Annotated in this window: 19 protein-coding genes and 1 tRNA gene; 9 read left to right on the top strand and 11 right to left on the bottom strand. The window is 55.1% G+C overall.

Annotated features, from left to right (window positions below; all coding sequences use genetic code 11):
* Positions 1-153: 153 nt before the first annotated feature.
* The 4 genes from QFX31_RS05475 to glgP all read right to left on the bottom strand — a co-directional run bounded on the left by QFX31_RS05475 (position 154) and on the right by glgP (position 5,356).
* Complete coding sequence (locus QFX31_RS05475; RefSeq protein ID WP_348531114.1) at positions 154-699, bottom strand: hypothetical protein; 546 nt, start codon at positions 697-699, stop codon at positions 154-156.
* Positions 696-1,835, bottom strand: a complete 1,140-nt coding sequence (locus QFX31_RS05470; protein WP_348531113.1) for a radical SAM protein — start codon at positions 1,833-1,835, stop codon at positions 696-698. The genes QFX31_RS05475 and QFX31_RS05470 overlap by 4 nt, the downstream gene beginning before the upstream one ends.
* Positions 1,808-2,677, bottom strand: a complete 870-nt coding sequence (locus tag QFX31_RS05465; RefSeq protein ID WP_348531112.1) for a polyprenyl synthetase family protein — start codon at positions 2,675-2,677, stop codon at positions 1,808-1,810. The genes QFX31_RS05470 and QFX31_RS05465 overlap by 28 nt, the downstream gene beginning before the upstream one ends.
* Before the next feature lie 525 nt (positions 2,678-3,202).
* A complete protein-coding gene (gene glgP / locus QFX31_RS05460) occupies positions 3,203-5,356 on the bottom strand; it encodes an alpha-glucan family phosphorylase (protein ID WP_348531111.1) in 2,154 nt (717 codons plus the stop codon).
* Positions 5,357-5,577: 221 nt separating this feature from the next.
* Between glgP and QFX31_RS05455 the strand changes: the two genes are divergently transcribed.
* The 5 genes from QFX31_RS05455 (at position 5,578) to QFX31_RS05435 (ending at position 8,666) form a co-directional block, all read left to right on the top strand.
* Positions 5,578-6,036, top strand: coding sequence for a (Fe-S)-binding protein (locus tag QFX31_RS05455; RefSeq protein ID WP_297759124.1), 459 nt, complete (start codon positions 5,578-5,580; stop codon positions 6,034-6,036).
* Between the two features lie 8 nt (positions 6,037-6,044).
* Positions 6,045-7,265 carry a formylmethanofuran dehydrogenase subunit B gene (locus QFX31_RS05450; protein ID WP_348531110.1) on the top strand — a complete coding sequence of 407 codons (1,221 nt, stop codon included), beginning with the start codon at positions 6,045-6,047 and terminating at the stop codon, positions 7,263-7,265.
* Positions 7,266-7,643: a molybdopterin dinucleotide binding domain-containing protein gene (locus QFX31_RS05445; RefSeq protein WP_348531109.1), complete on the top strand. Its 378-nt coding sequence runs from the start codon at positions 7,266-7,268 to the stop codon at positions 7,641-7,643.
* A complete protein-coding gene (gene argF, locus QFX31_RS05440; protein ID WP_348531108.1) occupies positions 7,640-8,578 on the top strand; it encodes an ornithine carbamoyltransferase in 939 nt (312 codons plus the stop codon). The genes QFX31_RS05445 and argF overlap by 4 nt, the downstream gene beginning before the upstream one ends.
* Positions 8,579-8,583: 5 nt before the next feature.
* A tRNA-Leu gene (locus QFX31_RS05435) sits at positions 8,584-8,666 on the top strand.
* A gap of 158 nt (positions 8,667-8,824) precedes the next feature.
* On the opposite strand, the gene acs (QFX31_RS05430) is transcribed toward QFX31_RS05435, so the two are convergent.
* The 3 genes from acs (QFX31_RS05430) to acs (QFX31_RS05420) all read right to left on the bottom strand — a co-directional run bounded on the left by acs (QFX31_RS05430) (position 8,825) and on the right by acs (QFX31_RS05420) (position 15,503).
* Positions 8,825-10,804, bottom strand: coding sequence for an acetate--CoA ligase (gene acs / locus QFX31_RS05430; protein ID WP_348531107.1), 1,980 nt, complete (start codon positions 10,802-10,804; stop codon positions 8,825-8,827).
* 379 nt (positions 10,805-11,183) lie between these two features.
* The gene (gene acs, locus QFX31_RS05425) at positions 11,184-13,172 is read right to left on the bottom strand and encodes an acetate--CoA ligase (protein WP_348531106.1); all 1,989 of its coding nucleotides are present in this window, start codon (positions 13,170-13,172) and stop codon (positions 11,184-11,186) included.
* Positions 13,173-13,520: 348 nt separating this feature from the next.
* Positions 13,521-15,503, bottom strand: a complete 1,983-nt coding sequence (gene acs, locus QFX31_RS05420) for an acetate--CoA ligase (RefSeq protein WP_348531105.1) — start codon at positions 15,501-15,503, stop codon at positions 13,521-13,523.
* 355 nt (positions 15,504-15,858) lie between these two features.
* Here acs (QFX31_RS05420) and QFX31_RS05415 point away from each other — a divergent pair, with 355 nt between their 5' ends.
* The 4 genes from QFX31_RS05415 (at position 15,859) to QFX31_RS05400 (ending at position 20,572) form a co-directional block, all read left to right on the top strand.
* Complete coding sequence (locus QFX31_RS05415) at positions 15,859-17,130, top strand: AAA family ATPase (RefSeq protein WP_348531104.1); 1,272 nt, start codon at positions 15,859-15,861, stop codon at positions 17,128-17,130.
* A 93-nt stretch (positions 17,131-17,223) separates the two neighbouring features.
* Positions 17,224-17,958 (top strand): hypothetical protein, encoded by a 735-nt coding sequence (locus tag QFX31_RS05410; RefSeq protein WP_348531103.1) that lies wholly within the window; start codon positions 17,224-17,226, stop codon positions 17,956-17,958.
* A gap of 1 nt (position 17,959) precedes the next feature.
* Positions 17,960-19,417 carry a VWA domain-containing protein gene (locus QFX31_RS05405; RefSeq protein WP_348531102.1) on the top strand — a complete coding sequence of 486 codons (1,458 nt, stop codon included), beginning with the start codon at positions 17,960-17,962 and terminating at the stop codon, positions 19,415-19,417.
* A 228-nt stretch (positions 19,418-19,645) separates the two neighbouring features.
* Positions 19,646-20,572, top strand: coding sequence for a deoxyhypusine synthase (locus QFX31_RS05400; protein WP_348531101.1), 927 nt, complete (start codon positions 19,646-19,648; stop codon positions 20,570-20,572).
* A 330-nt stretch (positions 20,573-20,902) separates the two neighbouring features.
* On the opposite strand, the gene QFX31_RS05395 is transcribed toward QFX31_RS05400, so the two are convergent.
* The 4 genes from QFX31_RS05395 to QFX31_RS05380 are packed head-to-tail and all read right to left on the bottom strand — an operon-like array spanning position 20,903 to position 23,627.
* Entirely contained in the window at positions 20,903-21,334 is a 432-nt protein-coding gene (locus QFX31_RS05395) for a Tfx family DNA-binding protein (protein ID WP_348531100.1), read from the bottom strand.
* On the bottom strand, positions 21,309-22,070 hold the full coding sequence (locus QFX31_RS05390) for a phosphate ABC transporter ATP-binding protein (protein ID WP_348531099.1): 762 nt from the start codon (positions 22,068-22,070) through the stop codon (positions 21,309-21,311). The genes QFX31_RS05395 and QFX31_RS05390 overlap by 26 nt, the downstream gene beginning before the upstream one ends.
* A gap of 2 nt (positions 22,071-22,072) precedes the next feature.
* Entirely contained in the window at positions 22,073-22,759 is a 687-nt protein-coding gene (locus tag QFX31_RS05385; protein ID WP_348531098.1) for an ABC transporter permease, read from the bottom strand.
* Positions 22,752-23,627, bottom strand: a complete 876-nt coding sequence (locus QFX31_RS05380; protein ID WP_348531097.1) for a substrate-binding domain-containing protein — start codon at positions 23,625-23,627, stop codon at positions 22,752-22,754. Before QFX31_RS05380 ends, QFX31_RS05385 begins: the two co-directional genes overlap by 8 nt.
* Positions 23,628-23,956 lie beyond the last annotated feature (329 nt).

Here is a 23,956-nt window from a genome sequence, read left to right as displayed (position 1 = left end):
AGCAAGAATGCCGTCCATAGGTTGGCCGTGGAGATGTGATCGAACCGTCGGAGAGCAAACTCCGTCCCAGCAGAGGCAATCGTCTTTGTTCCCTTCTGAAATGATACCGATCCGCCGACTCGCCGGATTTGCAAAAAAGAGACGCCGGGGATCTCAGCTCAGCGTCCTGGGCACGTCCTTCTCGCCCCTGATCTTCCCCTGGAGGGATCCGCCGGAGGACGAGTAAGCGTCGAAGTATCCTGCAGCAGATCTTCCGCCACCTCCGATCTGGTTGAACCTCGCGCTGTAGAGCTCCACGTTCGGATACGTCACGATGTTCAGCGTGAGCGTGTTATCAACAATCGCCCCGCTTGCAGTGGCGATAGCACCGGATCCTCTTACAGTGCCAGCACCGAAGACCACTGTGCCAATCTGGGCCAGGTTCAGATTGACTGTTCCGACCATCTTCTCATCAAGACTCCTGAGCTCGAACGACCAGTTCCCCCGCAGATCTATGCTCGTGTATGCGGTTGCGCTCCCTGTCGCACCGCCTGTCTTCGCCAGGTACTCAGCCGTATGCTCTGGGCTCACTATGGTCATCCATCCCAGGCCCTCGCCCAGCGAATCGTTATACTGCGTTGGTGTTGATTCGTACCTCTGCGCACCAGCAACCATCGCCATGAGGGCGATGATCAGAATAACAGCATAGCAAAACCTCATTTCACATCCTCCTTTTCAAAGTGCAAACTCCTGAAAACACCATCCTTCATCTGGCATGAGCAGCGATCTCTGAACCATCTGTACCTGCTCATCCTCATCCAGATGTTCTTAAGAGAGCTATTTTTAACGTTGCCGAAGCTGATCGGCATGTATGCGCATGGCATGACATCTCCGGATGGATCGACGTGCATCCATCGCCTCCCTGCGAAGCATCCGAACATCTGGGGGGAAAGAAGGTAAGGAAGGGCCGTGACCCTCGGCCCATCCGGGAGCCTGTTCATCCTCCTGTGAAAATCGGCCAGACGCTCGATATCCCGCGGGGATAAAACCTCTTCCGCATGCTCCTTCCACCGCCCCACCGCCACGATCTCGTAGAGGGAGAGCTCGTGAGCCCCGAGATCAGATGCCAGGGAGTATGCGTCTTCAAGCTGGTCTATGTTGTATGGCGAGACCACCATGAAGAGATCCACCAGAAGTCCGGCGCGCAGAGCGTTCCTGACGCCGGAGATCGCATCTCTGAACGCGCCCTCTCTTCCCCTGAAACGATCATGCTGCTCCTCGACTGGGCTGTCTATGCTCACCCTGAGGGCGTAAAGGCCGCTCTTCCTGAGATCCAGCGCAAGATTCTCGCTCAAAGCGTATCCGCTGGTGAAGCAGGTCGCGATCGCCCTGTCATCGACGCCTGCGATCAGATCAGGAAGGTCATGCCTCAGCATCGGCTCTCCGCCGTCGAAGGTGACAAGATACGTTCCTAGATCCAGGGCCTCGGAGATGGTTCTTTTAACAACATCTCCCTCCAGAATATCCCCGCTTCTTGAGGGGGCCGAGCAGTGGATGCAGCTGTTCGGGCAGCCGCGGAAGACCGAGATCGAGAGCTGATCCGGAATATTCCTGCGCACAAGCGATCTCAGCTGAGCGGAAATCATCCTGTCGAATGCCCTGCTGGGCGCTGGCGGGATCCAGGTGGAGAATATAAGCCGGTCACCTGTGCTGATCGGCTTCTCGTTCTCGAATATCTCGTTGATCTTTTTAACGATCGGCTTCGCAACAGGGGCGAGAGCGCCAGTCGCACTGAGCCTGATGCCATCATCCAGATCAACATTTAAATTCAGGAGAGGGCTTTCGGTAAGCTGCATCTCTTCACCATGCTCTCTGTCATGCTCTCCAGTATCATGAGCAGACGCTCCTTCATCTCCGGATCACCACCCGCGCTGTGCAGTGAGGCTCTAGCGCTGCCCGTATGCTCTCTCACAGCATCAACACACATCCTCAGGGTCTCCTCCGGCCCGGATCTAAGGCTATGAATCCTCGGCAGGGTCATCGATTTCTTCGCGGACCTCTTGCCCTGATCGATGCCGATGAGCTCCTCGAGATCATCCACTATCTGGTAGGCAAGCCCGAGCTCGAGACCGTACCTCTCGTAGAGCATCTGATCCTCACGATCCGCGCCTGCTATCATGCAACCGAGCCTGGCAGATGCTGCGAAAAGGGATGCCGTCTTCTTTGTTATGCACTGGTAATACTCCTGCGGAGATGCTATCCTCGAGAGATCTATGATCTCTCCCTCTGCCATATCCATGCACGCCTTTGAGAAGAGCCGGATTGCGGGTTGGCCGTAGGAGGAGATCAGCCCTATCGACATAGATATCAGATAATCGCCTCCGAGCAGCGAGGCCTCCATGCCGAATCTCCTTAAGGCGCTCGGAGCCCCACGCCTCTCCATCCCGCAGTCGAGTATGTCATCATGTATCAGGGATGCTGCGTGTGCGAGCTCCACAGCCAGCGCTGCATTGAGCGCATCTCTTGGATCACACCCGAAGGCCTCTGAGGAGAAGAGAAGTATCAGGGGGCGAACCCTCTTGCCGGGAGAAAGGAGCACGTACTCTATCACATCACCCACATGCAGCCCGCGGGATTCAAGCACAATCGACCTCAGGCCGTCCTCGATGAGCCCGTGCTCTTCCCAGTTCGCAAACATCCAGGCATTCTCTGCAGGGACGATATTTAGCTTTTGCGTGAATCGTCCTGTGGTCAATCAAGCTGCCGCATCTATATAAAAATCAGAGAAATGTTTGATGAAATACATGCCCTCTCTGTCCACATGATGGGATGCTGGAGCGATGTGAGCGGAAAACGCTGGCCGTGTGCTCGATTCATTGAGGTCAACAGGTGACCAAACAGACTTTCTGAGGTAATGTGCCGATGGATACCGGTTTCTTGGCAGACTGCTCAGTGATCCGAACTCAGCACATGACCGCATGGTGCCCTCCTCGCTGGCGAGGAGCTTCCTGCGCTTCGACGTGGTCGAAAGCTTTCTCCAGTCGTTCTTATGTATCCGGCAACTTGGAGGCCATGCAGGGAGGTTGCTGGAAGCACGCATTCAATCGCCACGAACGCATAGCACCGCCACTATCTCTCCGAGCAAGTTATCAGATGGATAAGAGCGTCTCCAGTTATATTCGCTGTTGTATGTGCTTACTCCGGCCTGAAGAGCTGCGTCCTGTTACTCCCCATGGGTCTCATTCATGCTGAAGCTGTTGGCCGCATCCAGGGCGTTAACGTAGAACTTGCCAGTGTACTCCTTCACCATCCTCCTTGCGGAGAACCTGGGAGCGGTGCTCTTTATCGCCTCCTTCATGACCCTGACCCAGCCATGCGGCACACCATCGTTGTTCTCCACACTGTAGAACAACGGCACGATGTCGTTCTCAAGAAGATCGTAGAGGCTGTGTGCATCCCTCACATCCCGATCCGCGCCCTCTGCGCCCTCGAATGCCCAGCCGTTCCTTCCATTGTATCCCTCTATCCACCAGCCATCGAGAACGCTGAGCTGTGGCACGCCGTTGATCATCGCCTTCATGCCGCTGGTGCCGGATGCCTCGAGCGGCGGCTGCGGCGTGTTCAGCCACAGGTCCACACCATGGACCATGTACTGGGCGAGCTGCTCATCGTAGTCCTCGACAAACGCGATCCTTCCCCCAAAGCTAGGATCCTTCGCTACGTTGTACACCCTCTGGATTATCTGCTTGGCCGTGTCATCAGCAGGATGCGCCTTGCCTGCGAATATTATCTGGACCGGCATATCCTCGTTGTTGAGGATGCTCCTGAGGCGGTTCAGGTCCTGGAGTACCAGCGTCGCCCTCTTGTATGTGGCGAACCTCCGCGCGAAGCCTATTGTGAAGACGGATGGATCGAAGAGCACGCCGGACGCGACTATTATCCTGGGATCTGCACCGTCCATGGCCCATCTGAGCCTCGCGCGCTCCCTTATCGTTGTTATCAACCTCATCTTTGCCATTCGATGCGCCATCCAGAGCTCTCTGTCAGGTATCTCGTCCACGAGCGCCCATATCGAGGGATCATCATGCTCCTCCAGCCATCCAAGGCCGAGATACCTGTTGAAGAGATCCTCCATGCCGCGATCGAGCCATGTGAGTATGTGCACACCATTGGTGACGTAATCGATGACTACGCCATTTGATTTGAGCTCGGAGATGAGATGCCGCCACATCGACTCTGTGACCTCGAGATGCCTCCTGCTGACGCAGTTTCTGTAAAGAGACATCCTCATCGCGAATGCGGTCATGTTGAAACCGGCCTGCGGGTTTGCCGGATCTATGCCCAGCCTGAAGAACTGATCGCGGGTGAGTCCAATTGATGGCAGGTAGGAGTTGAAGTACTTCTCCATGAGATGGAACGGGAATATGTCGTGGCCCGCCGGAACTGGAGTGTGTGTTGTGAACACAGTCGTGCTCCTGATATAATCGATGGCGTCCCTGCAGCTCATGCCACTTCCTATGAGAGACCTGAGCCTTTCCAGGACCGCAAACGCAGGATGGCCCTCATTGAGATGCAGGACCAGGTTATTTATGCCCATGCTCTCGAGCACGCTCATGCCGCCTATGCCCAGCACTATCTCCTGCCTCAGCCTCTGCTCAGCATCTCCGATGTAGAGTCGTGATGATATCCCGCGGTTCCACGGGTCGTTCGCCTCTACGTCTGTGTCCAGGAGATACAGCGGGATCCTGCCGATCCTGAGCTTCCACACCCCAACATATATCGGCGGCTCTATCACAGGCACCCTAACGAGGAGCGGTTTTCCATTTTCATCGAGCACCTGCGATATCGGTGCGTGGCTCTTGTCCAGGATTTCGCTCTCGCTCAGCTGCCAGCCATCGGGAGACAGCCTCTGCCTGAGATACCCGCCCGGGTACATGAAGCCCACACCGATGACAGGAAGCATCAGATCGCTGCACTCCTTGAGATAGTCACCGGCCAGAAATCCCAGGCCTCCGGCGTAGAACGGCATCGAGTGGTGGAGGCCGTATTCAGCTGAGAAGTACGCGATGGGCACGTTCGTCGGGTTCCTGATGTGGGATGGGAACCATCCGCCCTTTGCCCTCATCTCCGACCTGAACCTGGAGATGACCGCGTCGTAGTGCCTCAGGAAATGCTCGTTCTCTGCAGCCCTCTCCAGCACAGATCTATCGATCTCGTGGAGAAGCTTCACAGGGTTGTGAACGCTGAGCTGCCATGCAGCAGGATTCAGCATGTTGAACAGATCCCTGGCCTGATGATGCCACGACCACCACAGGTTGCATGCCAGCTCCCTCAGCCCATCAATCCTCGCCGGTACCTCTGGAAATCTGTCTATCAATTCGCCCGCCCCTACGCAGTGAATACTACCTGAGGATCCCTAAAAACCCGTCCCCTCGATATAAAAGTATCATTAACAGGTCGTGTCTCGCAGCACCGAATGATTCTGCTGTATTCGAGCCATGATATACCATGAATGTTCGAACTGTGTCACAACCACAGATCGATGGATACTATTATTACACATGGAAATAAGAATCCCTGCAGGGCAGGTGATGTTTGATGGTCAGCGCTATGGAGATCTATCAGCTAACACCAAAGCTGAACTGCAAGAAGTGCGGCCTGCCAACATGCATGGCATTCGCTGTTGCCCTTCTTGCCAGGGAGAAGCAGATCGAGGACTGCACACCTCTGCTGGAGCCAAAATATGAGGCGAAGCTGAAGAAGCTCAGGGAGGTCATGGCGCCAGTTGCAGGCGCCACAGAGACAGGACTTATAATCCATGATGAGCGATGCTACGGATGTGGCAACTGCGTGGTGGCCTGCCCGGTGAACGTGGCAAACGACCCGAAGGGCTCTGCAATCGGTTTAGGACCGAAGAGCGATAAGGTCATACTGATCGTGGAGGATGGGGTCGTGAAATGCCTCAACCCCAAGGAGTGCAGGCGGTTCGGCCCGAACAGGATACTGTGCAACCTCTGCACTGCGACCTGCCCGAGCAAGGCTATAGAGTTCGTCTAGGTGATCAAATGGCTGTATGCACAGGATGCTCCCTTCTCTGCAATGATATCGAGGTCTCGATTGATGGAAGAAGAATAACCAGAACGAAGAATCTGTGCAGGAAGGGATTCGGGAGGTACAGGTCCCTCACCTCCGACAGACCTGTGCCGAGGGTTGATGGTAAGCAAACCGGTATCGACGAGGCGATCTCCAGAGCTGCGGAGATGCTGAGAAATGCAAGGAGACCCCTGCTCTTCGGCTGGTCGTGCTCGACGCTGGAGGCGCAGCGGAAGGGAATCGAGCTCGCGAGGAGGACCAGGGCGATCATCGACGACACCTCTTCCATATGCCAGGGGGAGATCGTGGATATGATCATCCGCAGGGATATCCCGAGCTGCACCCTGGATGATGTGAGAAACTACGGTGACACCCTGATCTTTTGGGGATGCGATCCATCGAGCAGCCACCCAAGACACATGTCACGCTTCTCGTACTTCCCGCGCGGGGAGAAGCTCCAGAGAGGGCATGAGGAGGACAGGACCGCGTTTCTCATAGACATCAGAGCATCTCCCACCGCCAAGATACTTGCCGGAAACTTCGTGCAGATACCTCCCGGAGGAGATGCCGATCTCATAGATGCGATGCTTGCGGTCCTCGACGGGAAGATCCCGAAGGTGAGGGACAAGAAGGCCATGATATCAATGATGAACACTTTGAAAAAAGCAGATATGGGCGCTATATTTCCCGGGCTGGGGCTCGCGTATTCACTCAGGGGAAGAATGGATCGCCTGAAAGCGCTGGTGGACAGGCTGAACGAAACCACCAGATACAATGTTATACCGATGGTGGGCCATTACAACATGCGCGGTTTCAACCAGCTCCTCTTCGATGAGACCGGCTTCATAAACAGGGTATCGTTCGCTGATGGCGTTGATCACGGCCCGATGTACAGCGTGGTTGAGGCGTCGGAGAGCTGTGATCTTGCTATGATTGTTGGATCTGATCCGATATCATCCCTACCCGCAGGAATAGCGAAGGCGCTTGCAAGGGTACCTCTGATAACCCTCGATCCACACAGGACACTCACCACCGAGCTCTCAAGGGTTGTGATTCCAACAGCTCTTTCTGGCATCGAGGCGGGAGGAAGCGCGCTCAGGATGGACGGTGTGCGGATTGAGTTCGATCCGATCGTGAAGAGCGAGTATCCATCAGATGAAGAGGTTCTCACGAGGATCCTGGAGGAGATCTGAATGATGGTTACGATCGTAACGTTCAGAGACATATTCCAGAGCGAGGCACAGGAGGTCGACAGGTTCAGCGAGGAATACAGAAGGATGAGCGCTGTGGTCTTCCTTGATAAAAGCGATGCTGCAAAGGCCGGAATAAAAGAGGGCTCGAATGTGCTAGTGGAGAGCGATAACGGGAGGGTTGTCGTCGTGGCCAGAATATCTGAGGATGCGCATCCAGGTCTGGCCTTCATGCCCAACAGCCCCTGGTCGAACCGGTTGGTTCCAGCGGAGACAGATGATACCAGGATACCCAGCTACAAGAGCATCAGCGCGAAGATAAGCGCAACAGACGATAAAGTTCCCACAGTTGAGGATCTTCTCAGGGGGATGGTCTCATGAGCGCTCGCTCTCTCATATCGATAGCCGATCTCTCCCCAGAGGAGATCATATCGCTCCTGGACAGGGCGGAGGATCTCAAGGCCGAGCGCTCCGGAAGGGGCGGGTGTGCGCTCGGTGAGATGAAGCCTCTTGCGGGAAAGAGCATTGCGATGATCTTCGAGAAGCCGTCGACGCGCACCCGGGTATCCCTGGAGGTCGCAGCCGCAGAGCTCGGCGGGCATCCGCTCTACCTCAGCGCAGGTGAGCTGCAGCTCGGACGCGGCGAGACGATCGGAGACACCGCGAGGGTTCTCTCAAGATATGTGCATGGAATAACAGCCAGGGTCTTCTCCCACAGGACCGTGGAGGAGCTTGCAGCGCACTCGAGCGTGCCTGTGATAAACGCTCTATCTGATCAGGAGCATCCGCTTCAGATACTGGCGGATCTCATGACGATCAGAGAGCATTTCGGCCATCTGGAGGGCCTCCGGATAGCATGGATAGGGGATGGGAACAACGTGTGCAACTCGCTGATCCTGGCGTCTGCCATGCTGGATATGAGAATGATCGTGGCGTCGCCCAGGGGTTATGAGCCAAAGGGCCAAATATTAGAAAGGGCCAGAGAGCTCGGCGGCGTCCCGGAGATCACGTATGAGCCATCAGAGGCTGCACGTGGTGCTGATGTGCTCGTCACGGACACATGGATCTCGATGGGGGACGAGTCTGAGGAGGCGGAGCGCCTCAGGAGCTTCAGCAGGTACCAGATAAACCAGAGGATTCTGGAGATCGCCGGGAGGGACGCGATAGTGATGCACTGCCTGCCGGCGCACAGGGGCCAGGAGATCACGGACGAGGTCATGGATGGCCCGCAGAGCGCTGTATTCGACGAGGCCGAGAACAGGCTTCACACATCAAAGGCAGTCCTGGAATGGCTTGTGGGCCGCAGGCCGATTTAGAGAACGCGGGGGTTGCCAAGAGGTCAAAGGCGCAGGGCTTAGGACCCTGTCCCGAAGGGGTTCGCGGGTTCGACTCCCGTCCCCCGCATTACAGACGATCTCCTCAGGTCCTTCCTTTCTGAGTAAGCAGAGGACTTGACTGGTGTAGTTTCTTGTGATGACTCAGTAAGCAACTACTGACAATCCCAGGAAAACACTAAGGTGGACTCAGATTGCCTGAAAAATGTAAAAATAAAATTTCCACGCTCAGACGATGAGCGGGATGTTCTCGACGGACTCGGGGTTGGCGAGGGCTGAGATGTCGCCGACCGGCTTGCCCAGCGCCTTGGCCTTTATGACCCTGCGCATGATCTTTCCGGATCTTGTCTTTGGCACGTCCTTGACGAAGTAGACGATCTCCGGATAGGCAACAGGCCCGAGCACGCTCCTGACGTGCTTTGCGATGTCCTTCTTGAGGTCCTCGCTCTCCTGCACGCCCTCCTTGAGGATCACGAAGGCCACGATGACCTCGCCCTTGACCTCGTCGGGCTTGCCGATGACAGCTGCCTCAGCAACCGCTGGATGCGAGACCGCTGCGGACTCGACCTCGGCGTTGCTGATCCTGTGGCCTGCGACCTTCAGCACATCATCAATCCTGCCCTGGATCCACCAGTAGCCGTCCTTGTCCCTCGTCGCCTTGTCGCCTGCCAGGTATGTGCCGGGCTTGATGTCCCAGTACATCTGCCAGTACTCCTTCATGTACCTCTCAGGATCCCTGAAGAAGGCGCGGAGCATCGACGGCCAGGGCGTCTTCTGGACGATGTTGCCGCCGTAGCCGAGCGGCACGGAGTTGCCGTCCTCATCGTAGATGTCTGTATTGAACCCAGGCAGCGGGAATGCCACAGAGCCAGGCTTCTCAGGTGTCATCGGGAGCGGGGCGATCACATGGCATCCGGTCTCAGTCTGCCACCATGTATCGATGATCGGTGCCTGCCCTCCCCCGATGTTGTTCCTGAACCAGACGTATGCCTCCGGGTTGAGCGGCTCGCCGACAGATGCCAGGATCCTGATCGACTTGAGGTTGTACTTCTTCGGCCACTGATCGCCGGCCTTCATGAACATCCTGATCGCAGTGGGGGCTGTGTAGAATACAGAGACTCCGTACTCCTCGATGATGGACCACCATCTGCCGATATCTGGATAGTCAGGAGCGCCCTCGTAGAGTATGCTCGTCGCGCCCAAGCAGAGCGGGCCGTATACGACGTAGGAGTGGCCTGTGATCCAGCCGCAGTCAGCTGTGCACCAGTAGACATCCTCCTCATGGACATCCAGAGCCCATGCGGTCGTGTATGCGGGGCCGACACAGAAGCCGCCATGTGCATGCTCGATGCCCTTTGGCTTTCCTGTTGTGCCTGATGTGTAGAGAATGAACAGCCTGTCCTCAGGATCGAGCTCCTCCGTGTAGCACTCTGCGGGCTGATCCTTGACGAGGTCATGGTACCATATGTCACGGCCCTCCTTCATGGGCACATCAAGCCCTGCCCTCTTGACCACGACGACCTTCTCGACGCTCGGGGCGTTCTGCACAGCCTCATCGACGTTCGGCTTGAGCGGGAGCGGCTTGCCGCGCCTGTAGAAGCCATCAGATGTGACGACTACCTTCGCCTCTGCATCGGTAACCCTGCTCTGCAGACCGCCAGCGCTGAATCCTGAGAAGACGACGCTGTGGATCGCGCCGATCTTCGCGCAAGCGAGCATCGTGATCGGGAGCTCGGGGATCATCGGCAGGTATATGCTGACCCTGTCGCCCTTCTTGACTCCCAGACTCTTCAGGCCGTTTGCCATCTTGTTGACAGCCTGGTAGAGCTGGTAGTACGTGATCGTCTTTGTGTCGCCAACAGGCTCGCCGACGAAGTAGTACGCGACCTTGTTCCTGCGCCAGGACTTCGCGTGCCTGTCCACGGCGTTGTACGCGACGTTGCACTTGCCGCCAATGAACCACTTCGCATATGGCGGGTTCCACTCGAGGATCTGGGTGTATGGCTTGAACCAGTCCGCATACGTCTGGGCCATCTCGTCCCAGAAGTCAAGATAGTTCTGGGCGCACCACTCTCGCATCTCCTTCTCTGTCTTGAAGCCCTTCTTCTTCATCCACTGGTAGGAGTTCGAGTACTCGATTATCCACTGGGGAGTGTTGAATATCCTGGTCTCCTCCTGCAGAACAGCAGTCTTTGCAGTCTCAGCCATTTACATACCTCCATTTATATAGATCTTCACGTGCTTCCGTCTCACGATGCCGCTGGCATGAGCTCCACTCGAGAACTCCTCCTGAGAAGAAGCGGGTCAAGAAGTCCTCCGGCAAATCTACAACTGCCATGCCGCGATCACCTATGAGCACTGGGAGACTCCGGAAACACGATAATTCCATACGTATTGCCCATTTATAAATCTATCGATATAGAATTGTTAGTAAAAAATTGTATTAATTATTTTTCGTGATACATGCAGCAAAAGTATTATGTGGCAAAACATTTCGCCATCAATGAAAGGAGATCCAAAGTAAGAAACCAAAAGAGTTCAACCGAAACACAGCATCACGTAAAATCAAATAAAATATTTGAACCGCTCACTTGATGAGCGGTATGGCGTCCACTGCATCCGGATTCGCAAGCGCGGAGATGTCTCCCACGGGGTTGCCAAGCGCCTTGGCCTTTATGACCCTGCGCATGATCTTTCCGGATCTTGTCTTCGGCACATCCTTGACGAAGTAGACGATCTCCGGATAGGCAACAGGCCCGAGAACACCTCTGACGTGCTTTGCAAGCTCCTTCTTGAGGTCCTCGCTCTCCTTCACGCCCTCCCTGAGGATCACGAAGGCCACGATGACCTCGCCCTTGACCTCGTCGGGCTTGCCGATGACAGCTGCCTCGGCAACTGCCGGATGGGAGACGAGAGCGGACTCGACCTCGGCGTTGCTGATCCTGTGGCCTGCGACCTTCAGCACATCATCGATCCTGCCCTGGATGAAGAAGTATCCGTCCTTGTCCCTTGTGGCCTTATCGCCCGCGAGATATATACCGGGCCTGATGTCCCAGTACATCTGCCAGTACTCCTTCATGTACCTCTCAGGATCCCTGTAGAACGCACGGAGCATCGACGGCCAGGGTGTAATGTTGACGATGTTTCCGCCCATTCCTGGGGGCACCGGGTTTGCATCCTCATCGTAGATGTCAGTGTTGAATCCGGGCAGCGGGAATGTTGCCGAGCCAGGCTTGAGCGGTGTGATCGGTAGTGGAGAGACCACGAAGCATCCAGTCTCTGTCTGCCACCAGGTATCCATGATCGGGCACCTGTCGCCTCCGAAGTACTTCCTGTACCATACCCACGCCTCAGGGTTGATGGGCTCGCCGACCGAGCCGAGCAGCCTCAGGCTGGACAGGTCGTACTTCAGCGGCCACTGCTCGCCAGCCTTCATGAACATCCTGATCGCAGTGGGAGCTGTGTAGAGCACGGAGACCTTGTTATCCTGGATTATGCTGAACCATCTGCCGAAGTCCGGATAGTCAGGAGCGCCCTCGTAGAGTATGCTCGTCGCACCCAGGCAGAGCGGGCCGTAGACGACGTAGGAGTGGCCTGTGATCCATCCGACATCTGCTGTGCACCACCAGACATCGTTGTCCTTGAGATCGAAGACCCAGTGGAGAGTCTGTGCTGGTGTCACGCAGTATCCACCATGGACGTGCTCAATGCCCTTTGGCTTCCCTGTTGTGCCTGATGTGTACAGGATGAACAGCCTGTCCTCCGAGTCCATCTTCTCCGTCTCACACTCGTCCGGCTGATTGGCTATGAGCTCGTGGTACCAGATGTCGCGGCCCTCCTTCATGGGAACATCGATTCCGGCTCTCTTGACCACTACAACCTTCTCAACGCTCGGGGCGTTCTGCACAGCCTCATCGACGTTCGGCTTGAGCGGGAGCGGCTTGCCGCGCCTGTAGAAGCCATCGGTGGTGACGACAACCTTGGACTCCGCATCGAGCACCCTGCTCTGCAGACCGCCAGCGCTGAATCCTGAGAAGACCACGCTGTGAATCGCGCCGATCTTCGCGCAGGCGAGCATCGCTATCGGTGTCTCCGGGATCATGGGCATGTATATGCTGACCCTGTCGCCCTTCTTTACACCAAGACTCTTCAGGCCGTTTGCGAACTTGTTGACAGCCTTGTACAGATCCAGGTAAGTTATCTTCTGCACCTTCTGATCTGTCGGCTCTGGCACGAAGATATAGGCGACCTTGTCCTTCTTTGCGCCCTTCGCATGTCTGTCCACGGCATTGTATGCGACGTTGCACTTGCCACCCACGAACCACTTCGCATACGGCGGCTTCCACTCGAGGATCTGCGCATACGGCTCGAACCAGTCGGCATACGTCTTCGCCATCTCATCCCAGAACTCTATGTAGTGCTGGCCGGTCCAGGCGCGCATCTCCCTCTCAGTGGTGAAGCCCTTCTTCTTCATCCACTGCATGACGTTTGAGTTCTCCACTAGCTCCTTCGGGGGATAGAATACTCTTGTCTCCTCAAGAAGAACCGCAGTTGTAGCAGCTTTTTGCTCAGCCATTTTGACACTCCTTAACAGTCATTCTGCCTCCAGCCCCTCCCGATCCGTTGCGAATCTGCCCTCCCAGCAGACAAATCAGGATGTGTAGGCTCAGAGGCATTATTACGATCGATAATTATCTCTTTCGTTTATAAAGTTAACGTTTGAATGAAAATAATGTTTAATAATGATATTGAAAAATCATTAAAGTATTGTTGAAGTAAACAAATCTTTCTGCAATATTACATATTGTTGAATCACTAAGTAAAGCGAATGGCTCTCAAACTATATAAAATTATTTGATAACTAACCCGGCTGCATATAAACATGCAAATAGCAAAAATATTAAAAATAAAATTTGCGGACGCCCTACACGATCTTCGGTATAGCGTCCACAGCCTCTGGATTTGCAAGTGTGGAGATGTCACCGACCGGCTGCCCCATCGCCTTTGCCCTTATGACCCTGCGCATGATCTTTCCGGATCTGGTCTTCGGCACGTCCTTGACGAAGTAGACAGCCTCAGGCATTGCCACAGGCCCGAGTGTGGCTCGGATATGCTGTGCGATGTCCTTCTTCAGCTCCTCGCTCTCCTGCACACCCTCCCTGAGGATAGCGAATACTATTATGACCTCGCCCTTGACCGGATCCGGCTTGCCGATGACTGCTGCCTCTGCGACCTTTGGATGCGAGACCGCGGCTGACTCGACCTCGGAGTTACCGATCCTGTGGCCCGCTACCTTGATGACATCATCGATCCTGCCCTGTATCCAGAAGTAGCCGTCCTCATCCCTTCTTCCTTTATCGCCTGCCAGGTATGTGCCGGGCCTGACATTCCAGTATGTCTCCCAGTAAGTCCTGAAGTACCTCTGCGGATCCTTGTAGAAGTCTCTCAGCATCGAAGGATACGGCTCAAGTATGACTATGTTGCCGCCCTCTCCGGGAGGCACAGGCTTTCCGGCCTCATCCCACACATCCATGCTGTACCCGGGCAGGGCAAACGTGCAGCTTCCAGGCTTGAGCGGTGTTATCGGAAGCGGCGATCCTATGAACGTGCCGGTCTCGGTCTGCCACCATGTGTCCATGATCTGGAGCTCGTCCCTTCCGATGTTCTTTCTGTACCATACCCAGGCCTCGGGGTTGATCGGCTCGCCCACGGTGCCCAGGAGCCTCAAACTCTTCAGGTTGTACTTGGCGGGCCACTGCTCACCAGCCCTCATGAACATTCTTATGGCGGTGGGAGCTGTGTAGAGCACGTTGACGCCGAACTCTTCGATTATGGACCACCATCTTCCGAAGTCCGGGTAATCAGGAGAGCCCTCATATATTATGCTGGTCGCGCCGAGTGAGAGCGGGCCGTAGACTACGTACGAATGGCCTGTGACCCATCCGATATCGGCTGTGCACCACCAGACATCATCCTCTTTGAGATCAAAGACCCAGTGCAGCGTCTGCGGGACAGCAACGCAGTATCCGCCGTGCGCATGCTCAATGCCCTTTGGCTTTCCTGTAGTTCCTGATGTGTACAGGATGTACAGCCTGTGCTCCGGGTCGAGCTGCTCGGTCTCACACTCAGCCGGCTGATCTTTTACAAGATCATGCCACCATATGTCCCTGTCCTTGTTCCATGGGATATCCTGTCCTGTTCTCCTGTAGACGATCTGATGCTCTATAGTTGGAGCTTCCTGAATCGCCTCATCCGCCTGCTTCTTGAGCTCCACGATCTTGCCGCGCCTCCAGAAGCCATCCACGGTGATGGATATCTTTGACTCCGCATCTATCACCCTGTCAGCATAAGCCTTCGAGCTGAATCCTGAGAAGACGACGCTGTGAATCGCGCCGATCTTCGCGCAGGCGAGCATCGCTATCGGCAGCTCGGGAATCATGGGCATGTATATGCTGACTCTGTCGCCCTTCTTGACTCCCAGGCTCTTCAGGCCGTTTGCAAGCTTGTTGACCTCCCTGTACAGATCCCCATAGGTGAACTTCCTTACGTCGCCAAGAGGCTCCCCCACAGCAATGTATGCTACCTTATTCCTCCTCCAGGATTTCGCATGCCTGTCCACGGCGTTGTAGGCCATGTTACACTTTCCGCCAACGAACCACTTGGCATACGGGGGCTTCCAGTCGAGGACCTGCTTGTAGGGCTCAAACCAATCCGCGTAGGTCTTGGCCATCTCATCCCAGAACTCGACATAGTTCTTGGAGCACCACTCTCGCATCTCTTTCTCTGTCTTGAAGCCCTTCTTCTTCATCCACTGCATGACATTTGAGTTCTCGACCAGGTCCTTCGGGGGATGGAACAACCTCTTCTCCTCGAGAAGGACCGCGGTCTTTGCGGTTTCCTCGGCCATTTTTATAAACCTCCTTTCATCTCCATCCGCCGCGTGGTCTGAGGGCAACAGTGCGGCAGATGTTAATGATAGATTATGTTCATTATTAATAAATCTATTGGTTTACACCATCATTCGCCCCCTATTCCTATGATAATATAATAAATAATAATTATAGTTTCTCTTGGGTGGTGGGCTCTTTTGAGGTCAGATCGTCCGGTATTCAGGTAGATCTTAAGGACATATTTTCATAATATAGATAAAATTAATACGACCCGTATCAACCACCCTCTCAGATCGCGCAGACCTCTGAACACGTGTTTGTCCTCTCGGTGAAGGAAAGCCTTTAAGCCCGTCAGGCATTTCTGAGAGCATCATGGTACCGTCTGGGGATCTGCTCTCTAAGCTCACATCGCTCATGAATGCCCTGGAGGAGCTGCGCCTTCACGTCGGAGTAAGGGATCTCTCCATCGGATCCAGGAGGTTCAATGCGCAGCTCATCTTCTGTCTAGCCAATGCATGCCTGAGGAACAGGGCTGTTATTCTCTACGGCGGCATGGGCGCGAACAAGACCACGCTTGTGAACATTCTGGGCAGCGCTTTCATGAACATGAGCTTTGATGATGTTGAGAACCTCATGGTCTCCGGCCACCCAGAGCAGACGGAGGAGAAGATCATCGGATTCATAGATCCAAGACAGTGGATGCAGCACTCCAGCACAGAGATCAGAGTGCTCTGGACGCCCTGGGCGAGATCGAGATGGAAGCTCATCAACGAGATCAACAGGTTTCCTGCCGGAAAGCAGAACCTCTTCCTGGAGATCATCAAGAAGGGAAAGATAACCTATGCGGGCCAGGTGCTGGTGCCGGGGGACACATGCTACTTCGCCACGATGAACCCTGAGTTCAGCTCCACGTACCCTGTTGATGAGGCTCTTATGGATAGAATATCAGCATGTGTGCCTGCGGTACAGCCTGACTTTCTCGCTGGCCTGAACCTCGCGGAGCGCTTGGATGAGGTTAGAGATCTGGCTGAGCAGCTTCCGAGGTTCTCAGCAGACGAATTCGATGCGCTGCCCCACGCGGTCGATGGCATAAAGCTTGATCTTCTCGCAGAGCTCTGCATAGTCTCACTCATCCGAGACTTCACGCTATGCGAGCGCGCACCGTGCTTCGACAAGACACAGCTCTCTGGGAAGAACCCAAATCACGGTCTCTGCTCTGGATGCCATTACTTCAACAACCCTGAGGTCTGCTGCTGGCAGGTCGATGAGGGGCTCTCGGACAGGGTCCGCCAGGATCTGAGAGCGTTCACGAAGGCAGTCTCATTTGTATGCGGTATCAATGACAGATCCAGAATCGAGGTTCTTAGAGCGGTTGCACCCTACATCATATGGCACAGGGTGACACCGAACCGCTCCATGCTTGAGAGGCCGCCATACTACGGCGCAAGGCGCCTGGAGTACATCTCCGATCTGGTTCAGAAGAGCATAGACAGGACCGTTAACGAGCGCGGGGAGATGAACATGATATTCTCGAGAGCGATCGATGGTGAGATCTCTGTTGATAGAGCAGTAAAAGAACTCTCCGAGTACGACGACCCCATCGCAAGGCTGGATTACATCCCGATGCTCGAGAGAATGAGGTAGTGTAAGGGAAATCGACACCTACGCCGCTGGATCAAGAGGTGTTGAGATGTCGACGAACATCACGATCTGTTTTCCCGTACCGGGGCTGGGACGATGGGACTGAAGGAGATGATGGAGAGCGCATATGGAGGAAGGATCCGGCACAAAAGGCTAAAATCCGGTAAAGGGGAAAGAGTAATAAGCCTCGAGGATCTCGCAGATAGGGTCGCGGATCATCCGGAGAAGGGGGAGATCGCGGAGCTGGTCAGCGATGACATAATTCCAAGACTTCTATCGAGCACACCTCATGGAAAGAAGGAATCTGTGATATGGGGTTACATCACAAGCATCGCAGCAGAGAGATCCGAGCAGCCTGTCACCGTGCGCCCCATGGACTTCGCGGGGCTTGAGCTCTCCCGTGGGAATCTCATACTGAGCGGTGATAAGAAGAGCAGACCATCACATGTGGGCGAGAGGATGAGCTTCGGCATGATCAGGATGTGTGAGGCGGGTGATTACCTCGGTCAGGGGATGACCGGAGGTGGGATAGTCGCATCCTCATGCGGGACCTATGCGTTCAGGAACATGAGCGGGGGATGGGGCGTGATCCTGGGAGATGCGGGAAGCTTCATCGGGGTAAACAACTCCGGAGGCAGGATACTCGTCAAGGGCAACGTCGGCGAGAGGGCCGGCTGGCTGATGCGCTCAGGACGTCTGACCGTGCTCGGAGACGCGGGGGATTACGCAGGGATACTCGCGAAGGGCGGCTTGATAAAGATCTGCGGCAATGCTGGAAAGAACGCAGGCTGGAGGGCGGGCGGTGTCAGGATCGAGATTGGAAGAAGGTGAGATGCTCAGGATATGGGAGATGGCACGGAGCGAGTGGCACTACCCGCAGCTTCCGCGCCCGGTGATATCCTCTGACGGCTCCGGCGTCTTCCCCTTCGACAACTACAGGATATCCATCAGGGAGGAGGATCTGAGCGATGAGATATATCTGGAGAGTCTCTTCGAGCATCTCATTCTGCATTACATCCTCTGCCCGAGGTCGCTTGAGGTTGCCGGTGAGCTGGCCCTCTCAGCTCTGCGGGGCATCAAGAGAAACGATACGGGCTTTGCGAGGACGATCGTGAACATTTTCAGCGATATAGTGGTAGACTCCTTCAGGCTGGAGAGGAGTGAATCCGACGAGCAGAAGGTGATCCACCTCTGGAGGCGTACTGCTGAGCATGCAGAATCAGAGCTGGATATGGCGATTCTATCGTTCCTCGAGAGGTACTGGTCTGTGGATGTCTGCGGCGCATCGGAGACACCAGAGACGAGACTTCTGCTCCAGATCTTCGCCTCCGGCGTTCGGGAGAGGTCTCTGTGGAAGAGACAGTGCCAGCAGATGGCCATGGTCCTTTCTCCGCTATCCCCAGGATATCTTGGAAGGGACGAGATCAGATCCCTGGAGATTTTGCGGGGGAATGCGAGATCCGCCCCGCTCTCAGGTCTCGCATCTGAGCTCGAGCCGGAGGAGTACATGAGGTGCCTGGACGTGCTTGGCATCAGGGGGGATCTCAAGCGGTGGTACCGCGACCAGGGGTACAGAATAGAGATCGCTGCTAGCAGGTCCAGCAGGAGAGATTCCTACCCGACAGGCACGACGAGATGGCGCTTCGATGATCCTCCGAGCGAGCTGGATGTGAACTACTCGCTCAGCATGAGCACCCGGCTTGTTCCGGGGGTGACCACTTACAGGAGAGAGTGCGAGTCATGCAGCATGACTCCTGGAAGATCCGATGTTCCGGATCTTCTTGTGGTTCTCGACAGCAGCAGGTCCATGGACGGCCACAGAAGGGGATCGAGGACGTTCTACGCTACGCTGGCGGCGTTCAAGGCTGCACAGTTCGCCTACGAGCAGGGCGCTGAGATCGCCGCAATAAACTTCAGCGAGAGATTTCTTGTGCAGCCGTGGTGCAGGGACCTTGATGCTGTAGAGGATGTTCTGGTTGAGTACCTATGCGGGAGAACGAACATACCAGGAAGCAGGATCCTGGAGCTGGTGAAGGAGAGGAGGGGCTGCCTGATACTGTGCATAACAGACACAGGAATACAGAACCTTTACACCCAGTGGGAGTACATCAAAGAGGCCGCATCAATCGGAAGGTTTGTGCTCTTCTGCATAGACGAGAAGGGGAGGGACAGGTATGTCCTGGAGGCTCTCAGCTCTCTCGGAAGGGTTTACTACATAAACAGGCCAGAGGACCTCATATCTCTCGTCGTGGAGACCGCAGAGGAGGCATATGGGGATGCGCGTGTTTAGGACCCTGGTGATTTACTATTGACAGTTCGGTATTTTAATCGTATCAATTGCCATCATGCAGCTCCACAGCTCCCACCAGGAATTACGTCACGGGCTCCGGTTTGTTCAGATCTTTACAGTGACTTGATTCCTTGACAGGAAGTTCGTCAAAACCCCTGAACGCACCTGATGGCACCAAAAGAATGAATTCCATCAGAGCATAAGATGCTGATCCATGGAGCGATGCTGATGGACCGTGTTCGACAGCTTTCTGTAAGGCCTAATATGAGTGTGGATGAGATGGTGAGGGGCATGGAGGGCTGCGGCTTCGGTGCACGCAGGCTCGCACATGCCGCTGAGATCTATCAGGAGATGGTGGAGGGGGATTACAGGAAGTTCTTCACCCTCGCAGGTGCGATGGTGCCTGCTGGCATGAGGGATCTGATCTCCGATCTCATAAGGAGAGGAATGATAGATGTGCTCGTCACAACAGGAGCGAATCTTGTGCATGATATCGTGGAATCGTTCAGCCATCACTGCCTCGGATATGTTGAGGCGGATGACTCGGAGCTGAGGAGGTCTGGGATATCGAGGATATACGATGTGTACATAACAGACGAGGACTTCGTAAGGTTCGAGGAGCTGGTCCAGAATGTGCTTCCTGACAGGGAAGATCCCATCTCAGGAAGGGCTCTTCTGGCAGAGATAGGGTCTAAGATAGACGACAGGAGATCGATACTCAGAAGCGCCAGCGACTGTGGTGTGCCTGTGTTCTGCCCCGCGATAGCGGACTCGATGATAGGGCTTCAGGCATGGCTCCACAGGCAGACAAAAAAGCTGAACGTAGATGTTCTCGGTGATGTGAAGGAGATAGTCGATATATGCTACGAATCGGAGAGGGCTGGAATACTGATTGTCGGTGGTGGGGTTCCCAAGAACTTCGCCCTGCAGTCGATGCTCGTAACCCCGAACAGCTTCAGGCTCGCGATCCAGCTCACAACAGATCATCCAGAGGCAGGCGGTCTCTCAGGCGCGACGCTATCAGAGGCGATATCCTGGGGAAAGATAGATCCTGAGGCGAGGCACGTCACGGTCTACGGGGACGCGACAATAACGCTTCCTCTGCTTGTTGCATCCGTCATCACCAGGGTCGGGGAGAGGGGTGCACACAGTTAGAAGGAAAGTCCCACATGGGACTATTCACTCCAATATCGGACATGGTTGCACATGATCAGCGTGCGAGAATGACGAGCTCCCCCTGGCCGTGCAGGCAGTGCGCGGGAACTGATGAACGCTGTTGTGTGGCTGCATGTTTGAGTTACAGACCTGAGGAAAGCATCGAGGCTCATCCCTGGGATTCGGCGGATCGGTAATATCGTAGACGGAGTCTATTGGTGATGGGAACTGCCAGAGTTCGCCTCTCCGACGGTTCGACCGCATGCGCCAGCATCCATACCACTCAGAATGGCAAACAGATGCACACCGCAGCGAAGAATGGAGCGCGGATCACACCGCTTTGCTCTCATCGATCTCCTCAACATAGATCTCTCCGTCCTCCGTGACGTAGATATCGAAACTCCTCTCGATGAGCCTTCTCCTGGTGAGATGCGGGGCGATCTCCTTCAACTTCGCCAGGATATCGATGGAGTTCACCGGCAGCTTCAATCCTCGCGCGTCGGCCTCTCTAAATATGATCCCGGGAAGGGCGAAGAGGTCCGTCCCCTCGGGGATCCTGACGGCAACAGGCGCCTGGATCATCTTCCACTGCTTTAAGGTCGCAAGCGCGCGGTCTATGTTCTGCATCGCCCTCCTCTCCAGGATGCTGACATTCGATCTGGTCGTGCCTAAAATCTCAGCCACCTCCTCCTGCGATAATCCCCTCCGTCTGAGACGCAGAACCTGGATCTGCCTCTCAGTGAGGAACCCGCATGTGTTCATGAACCAACCTCCAGCCCACCGGTCTCAGCATCCCTGCATGCAGGAAGGCCTTCACGTCATCGGAATCAGAGCTCATCAGGAACTCCGCGGATCCGGATGAGACCACCCTGCCGTCCATGATGATCACAATCCTGTCAGCCAGACGCACCGCCTGGGGCAGGTCGTGAGTTGATATAACCGTGGTCATCCCCCGCATCTTCGCCCTGGATATCAGATCCTCTATCACATGAGATGTTCTGGGATCGAGATTGGCGGTCGGCTCATCAAGGAGCAGGAGCTCCGGGCTTATCGCGAGAGCTCTTGCAAGCGCCACCCTCTGCATCTCCCCTCCTGAGAGCGTCCTTGCGGGCCTTCTCTCATATCCCTCCAGGCCGACATCTGAGAGAGCGGCCCCGACCCTCTCATCGATCTCCTCTTTAGATAAACGGCGTATCCTGAGGCCGTAAGCCACGTTATCGTAAACGCTGCCCCTGAGCATCACAGGCCGCTGGAAGACCACGCCGATCCTGCGCCTGGCTGCCAGCCTCTCGCTCTCTCTCTGAAGATCCTCACCCCTGAAGAGCACACGACCCTTTGAGGGAATCTCGATGAGATCCATCACCCTGAGCAGCGTTGTCTTTCCGGCGCCTGTAGGCCCGATAACCCCCAGAGTCTCTCCGGTCCTGACCTCGATATTGATATCATTCAGTATCATCATCCCGTTCTTCTCCACGGTCACACCCTCAAGCTGGATCATCCTCACCACCCCTGGACCCTGCCGACAACTGTGTTCACCACCAGAGCTATCGAGATCAGAATAAGACCCAGAGCTATTGATATCTCCAGGTTCCCCATGGATGTCTCGAGAGCTATCGCCGTCGTGAGAACTCTCGTGTATCCTCTTATGTTTCCGCCTATCATCATCGCGACGCCCACCTCGGAGAGGGCTCTTCCGAAGCCGAGGAGCACAGCCGCAAGCACAGGGCCCCGTGCCTCCGCTATCACCGTCCACATCACCTGCAGCCTGTCAGCTCCAAGCGAGATTGCTGTGTCCCTGACATCGTCGCTGACACCGCTGAGAGCGGATACCGTGAGCCCCAGGATGACCGGTGTTATAAGCACCGTCTGGCCGATGATCATTCCGTATGGAGTGTACATAAGTCCGTAGCCTCCGAGCGGGCCAGACCTTGAGAGGAGCAGGAAGACTAGGAGCCCGACGGTCACGGTGGGCATGCTGTAGAGGGTCTGTATCAGATTGATCATCCAGCTCTTCCCGGGGAAGCGGTGAAAATGTATCAGGCACCCAAGAGGCACATTGATCAGAGATGCGATGGTGACTGAGGCGAGCGAGATGAAAAGTGATCGGAGTGCGACCTCGATCACCTCCGGGTTCAGCTCGAGTATCAGCTCGATCGCCCTGATGAATCCTCTTGCTATCTCATCCAACTGCGCTCACCATCTCTCCCGGACATTCCGAGGCATTGCATCCGATCTCTGCGCAGTGACCGGCTGCTGGATAGAACAGCGCTCTTCCGTGGACATCTTTTCCGTAGCCTGCTATGATCTCCTGCCCCTCATGAGAAAGAAGAAACTCCACGAACCTCTCCGCGAGATCAGGATGCTCTGATGCAGAGACCGGTATTGCGGCGTACACATTGAGAAGCTCCTCGCCCCCCGTCACCAGCGGCACGAGGCTCAGGTTGCCCGCGAAGGCCATGTACGTCGACATATCCGTGAGCGTGTAAGCCCTCTTTTCATCTGCCATGATCAGTGTCGCTCCCATCCCCTGGCCAGACTCAAGATACCATCTCCCTGCAGGCTCGATGCCGGCGATCTTCCAGAGCAGCCTCTCACGCGCATGCGTCCCGGAGCTGTCGCCGCGTGAGACGAACTTCACATCTGGATCGCTCTTTCCAGCATCTGCAATCCTCCTCAACGCCTCGGATGCGTTCATGCCCTTTACTCCTGCAGGATCATCGGCGGGTCCGACGATGTAGAAGTAGTTGTACGCAAAGCATCTCCTCTCGGTGCCATATCCTTCAGCTATGAACTCGTACTCTCTTGCTTTGTCATGTATCAGAAGCAGATCCACATCTCCGCGCCTCCCCTGCTCCAGCGCGAACCCTGTCCCACCGGAGATTATGTCAACATATATTCCATACTCCTCCTCAAACCGGCTCTCCAGCGTGTCTAGAAGCTTTGTATCATAAAGGCTCGTTGTAGTTGCAATTCTCAGCCTGTCGTCTGCTGCACCACATTCGGAGAGCATGCAGAGCAGTAATGCCACAAAGATCAGCTTTGCATAACAACTCACCTAAATCATCTCCCTTCCTGTAAACATAATTGCTAACGATGCCACTTGTATGTAAGCGTTTTGGTAAAAAATCCTGAGCTGAACGATGTCATGAATGATGAGAGCGATATCACGAAAGGTAATCGAGAAAATAACTGAATGGGCGGGTATTGATCAGCACCAAAAGCAACCCTCATGGATCATGCGAGTTCATCTCCTGATCTCGGCGGTACATGTGCGCGACCTTGAACCTAAAAACTGAGGCTCATCCAGATGAATTAGCGGAGCAGTGAGAATGACGAAAAAGATCCTTCACCGATCCCGAAAATCCGGCTTTCAGGTAATTCGAG

The sequence above is a fragment of the Methanothrix sp. genome (genome assembly GCF_030055635.1).
Taxonomy (GTDB): domain Archaea; phylum Halobacteriota; class Methanosarcinia; order Methanotrichales; family Methanotrichaceae; genus Methanothrix_B.
This window is presented reverse-complemented; position numbering and strand designations above follow the sequence as displayed.

Coding starts and splice junctions, on each gene's coding strand:
- QFX31_RS05475 (WP_348531114.1), bottom strand. CDS start 699: ATGAGGTTTTGCTATGCTGTTATTCTGATCATCGCCCTCATGGCGATG.
- QFX31_RS05470 (WP_348531113.1), bottom strand. CDS start 1,835: ATGCAGCTTACCGAAAGCCCTCTCCTGAATTTAAATGTTGATCTGGAT.
- QFX31_RS05465 (WP_348531112.1), bottom strand. CDS start 2,677: ATGTTTGCGAACTGGGAAGAGCACGGGCTCATCGAGGACGGCCTGAGG.
- QFX31_RS05455 (WP_297759124.1), top strand. CDS start 5,578: ATGGTCAGCGCTATGGAGATCTATCAGCTAACACCAAAGCTGAACTGC.
- QFX31_RS05450 (WP_348531110.1), top strand. CDS start 6,045: ATGGCTGTATGCACAGGATGCTCCCTTCTCTGCAATGATATCGAGGTC.
- QFX31_RS05445 (WP_348531109.1), top strand. CDS start 7,266: ATGATGGTTACGATCGTAACGTTCAGAGACATATTCCAGAGCGAGGCA.
- argF (WP_348531108.1), top strand. CDS start 7,640: ATGAGCGCTCGCTCTCTCATATCGATAGCCGATCTCTCCCCAGAGGAG.
- acs (WP_348531107.1), bottom strand. CDS start 10,804: ATGGCTGAGACTGCAAAGACTGCTGTTCTGCAGGAGGAGACCAGGATA.
- acs (WP_348531106.1), bottom strand. CDS start 13,172: ATGGCTGAGCAAAAAGCTGCTACAACTGCGGTTCTTCTTGAGGAGACA.
- acs (WP_348531105.1), bottom strand. CDS start 15,503: ATGGCCGAGGAAACCGCAAAGACCGCGGTCCTTCTCGAGGAGAAGAGG.
- QFX31_RS05415 (WP_348531104.1), top strand. CDS start 15,859: ATGGTACCGTCTGGGGATCTGCTCTCTAAGCTCACATCGCTCATGAAT.
- QFX31_RS05410 (WP_348531103.1), top strand. CDS start 17,224: ATGGGACTGAAGGAGATGATGGAGAGCGCATATGGAGGAAGGATCCGG.
- QFX31_RS05405 (WP_348531102.1), top strand. CDS start 17,960: ATGCTCAGGATATGGGAGATGGCACGGAGCGAGTGGCACTACCCGCAG.
- QFX31_RS05400 (WP_348531101.1), top strand. CDS start 19,646: ATGGACCGTGTTCGACAGCTTTCTGTAAGGCCTAATATGAGTGTGGAT.
- QFX31_RS05395 (WP_348531100.1), bottom strand. CDS start 21,334: ATGAACACATGCGGGTTCCTCACTGAGAGGCAGATCCAGGTTCTGCGT.
- QFX31_RS05390 (WP_348531099.1), bottom strand. CDS start 22,070: ATGATCCAGCTTGAGGGTGTGACCGTGGAGAAGAACGGGATGATGATA.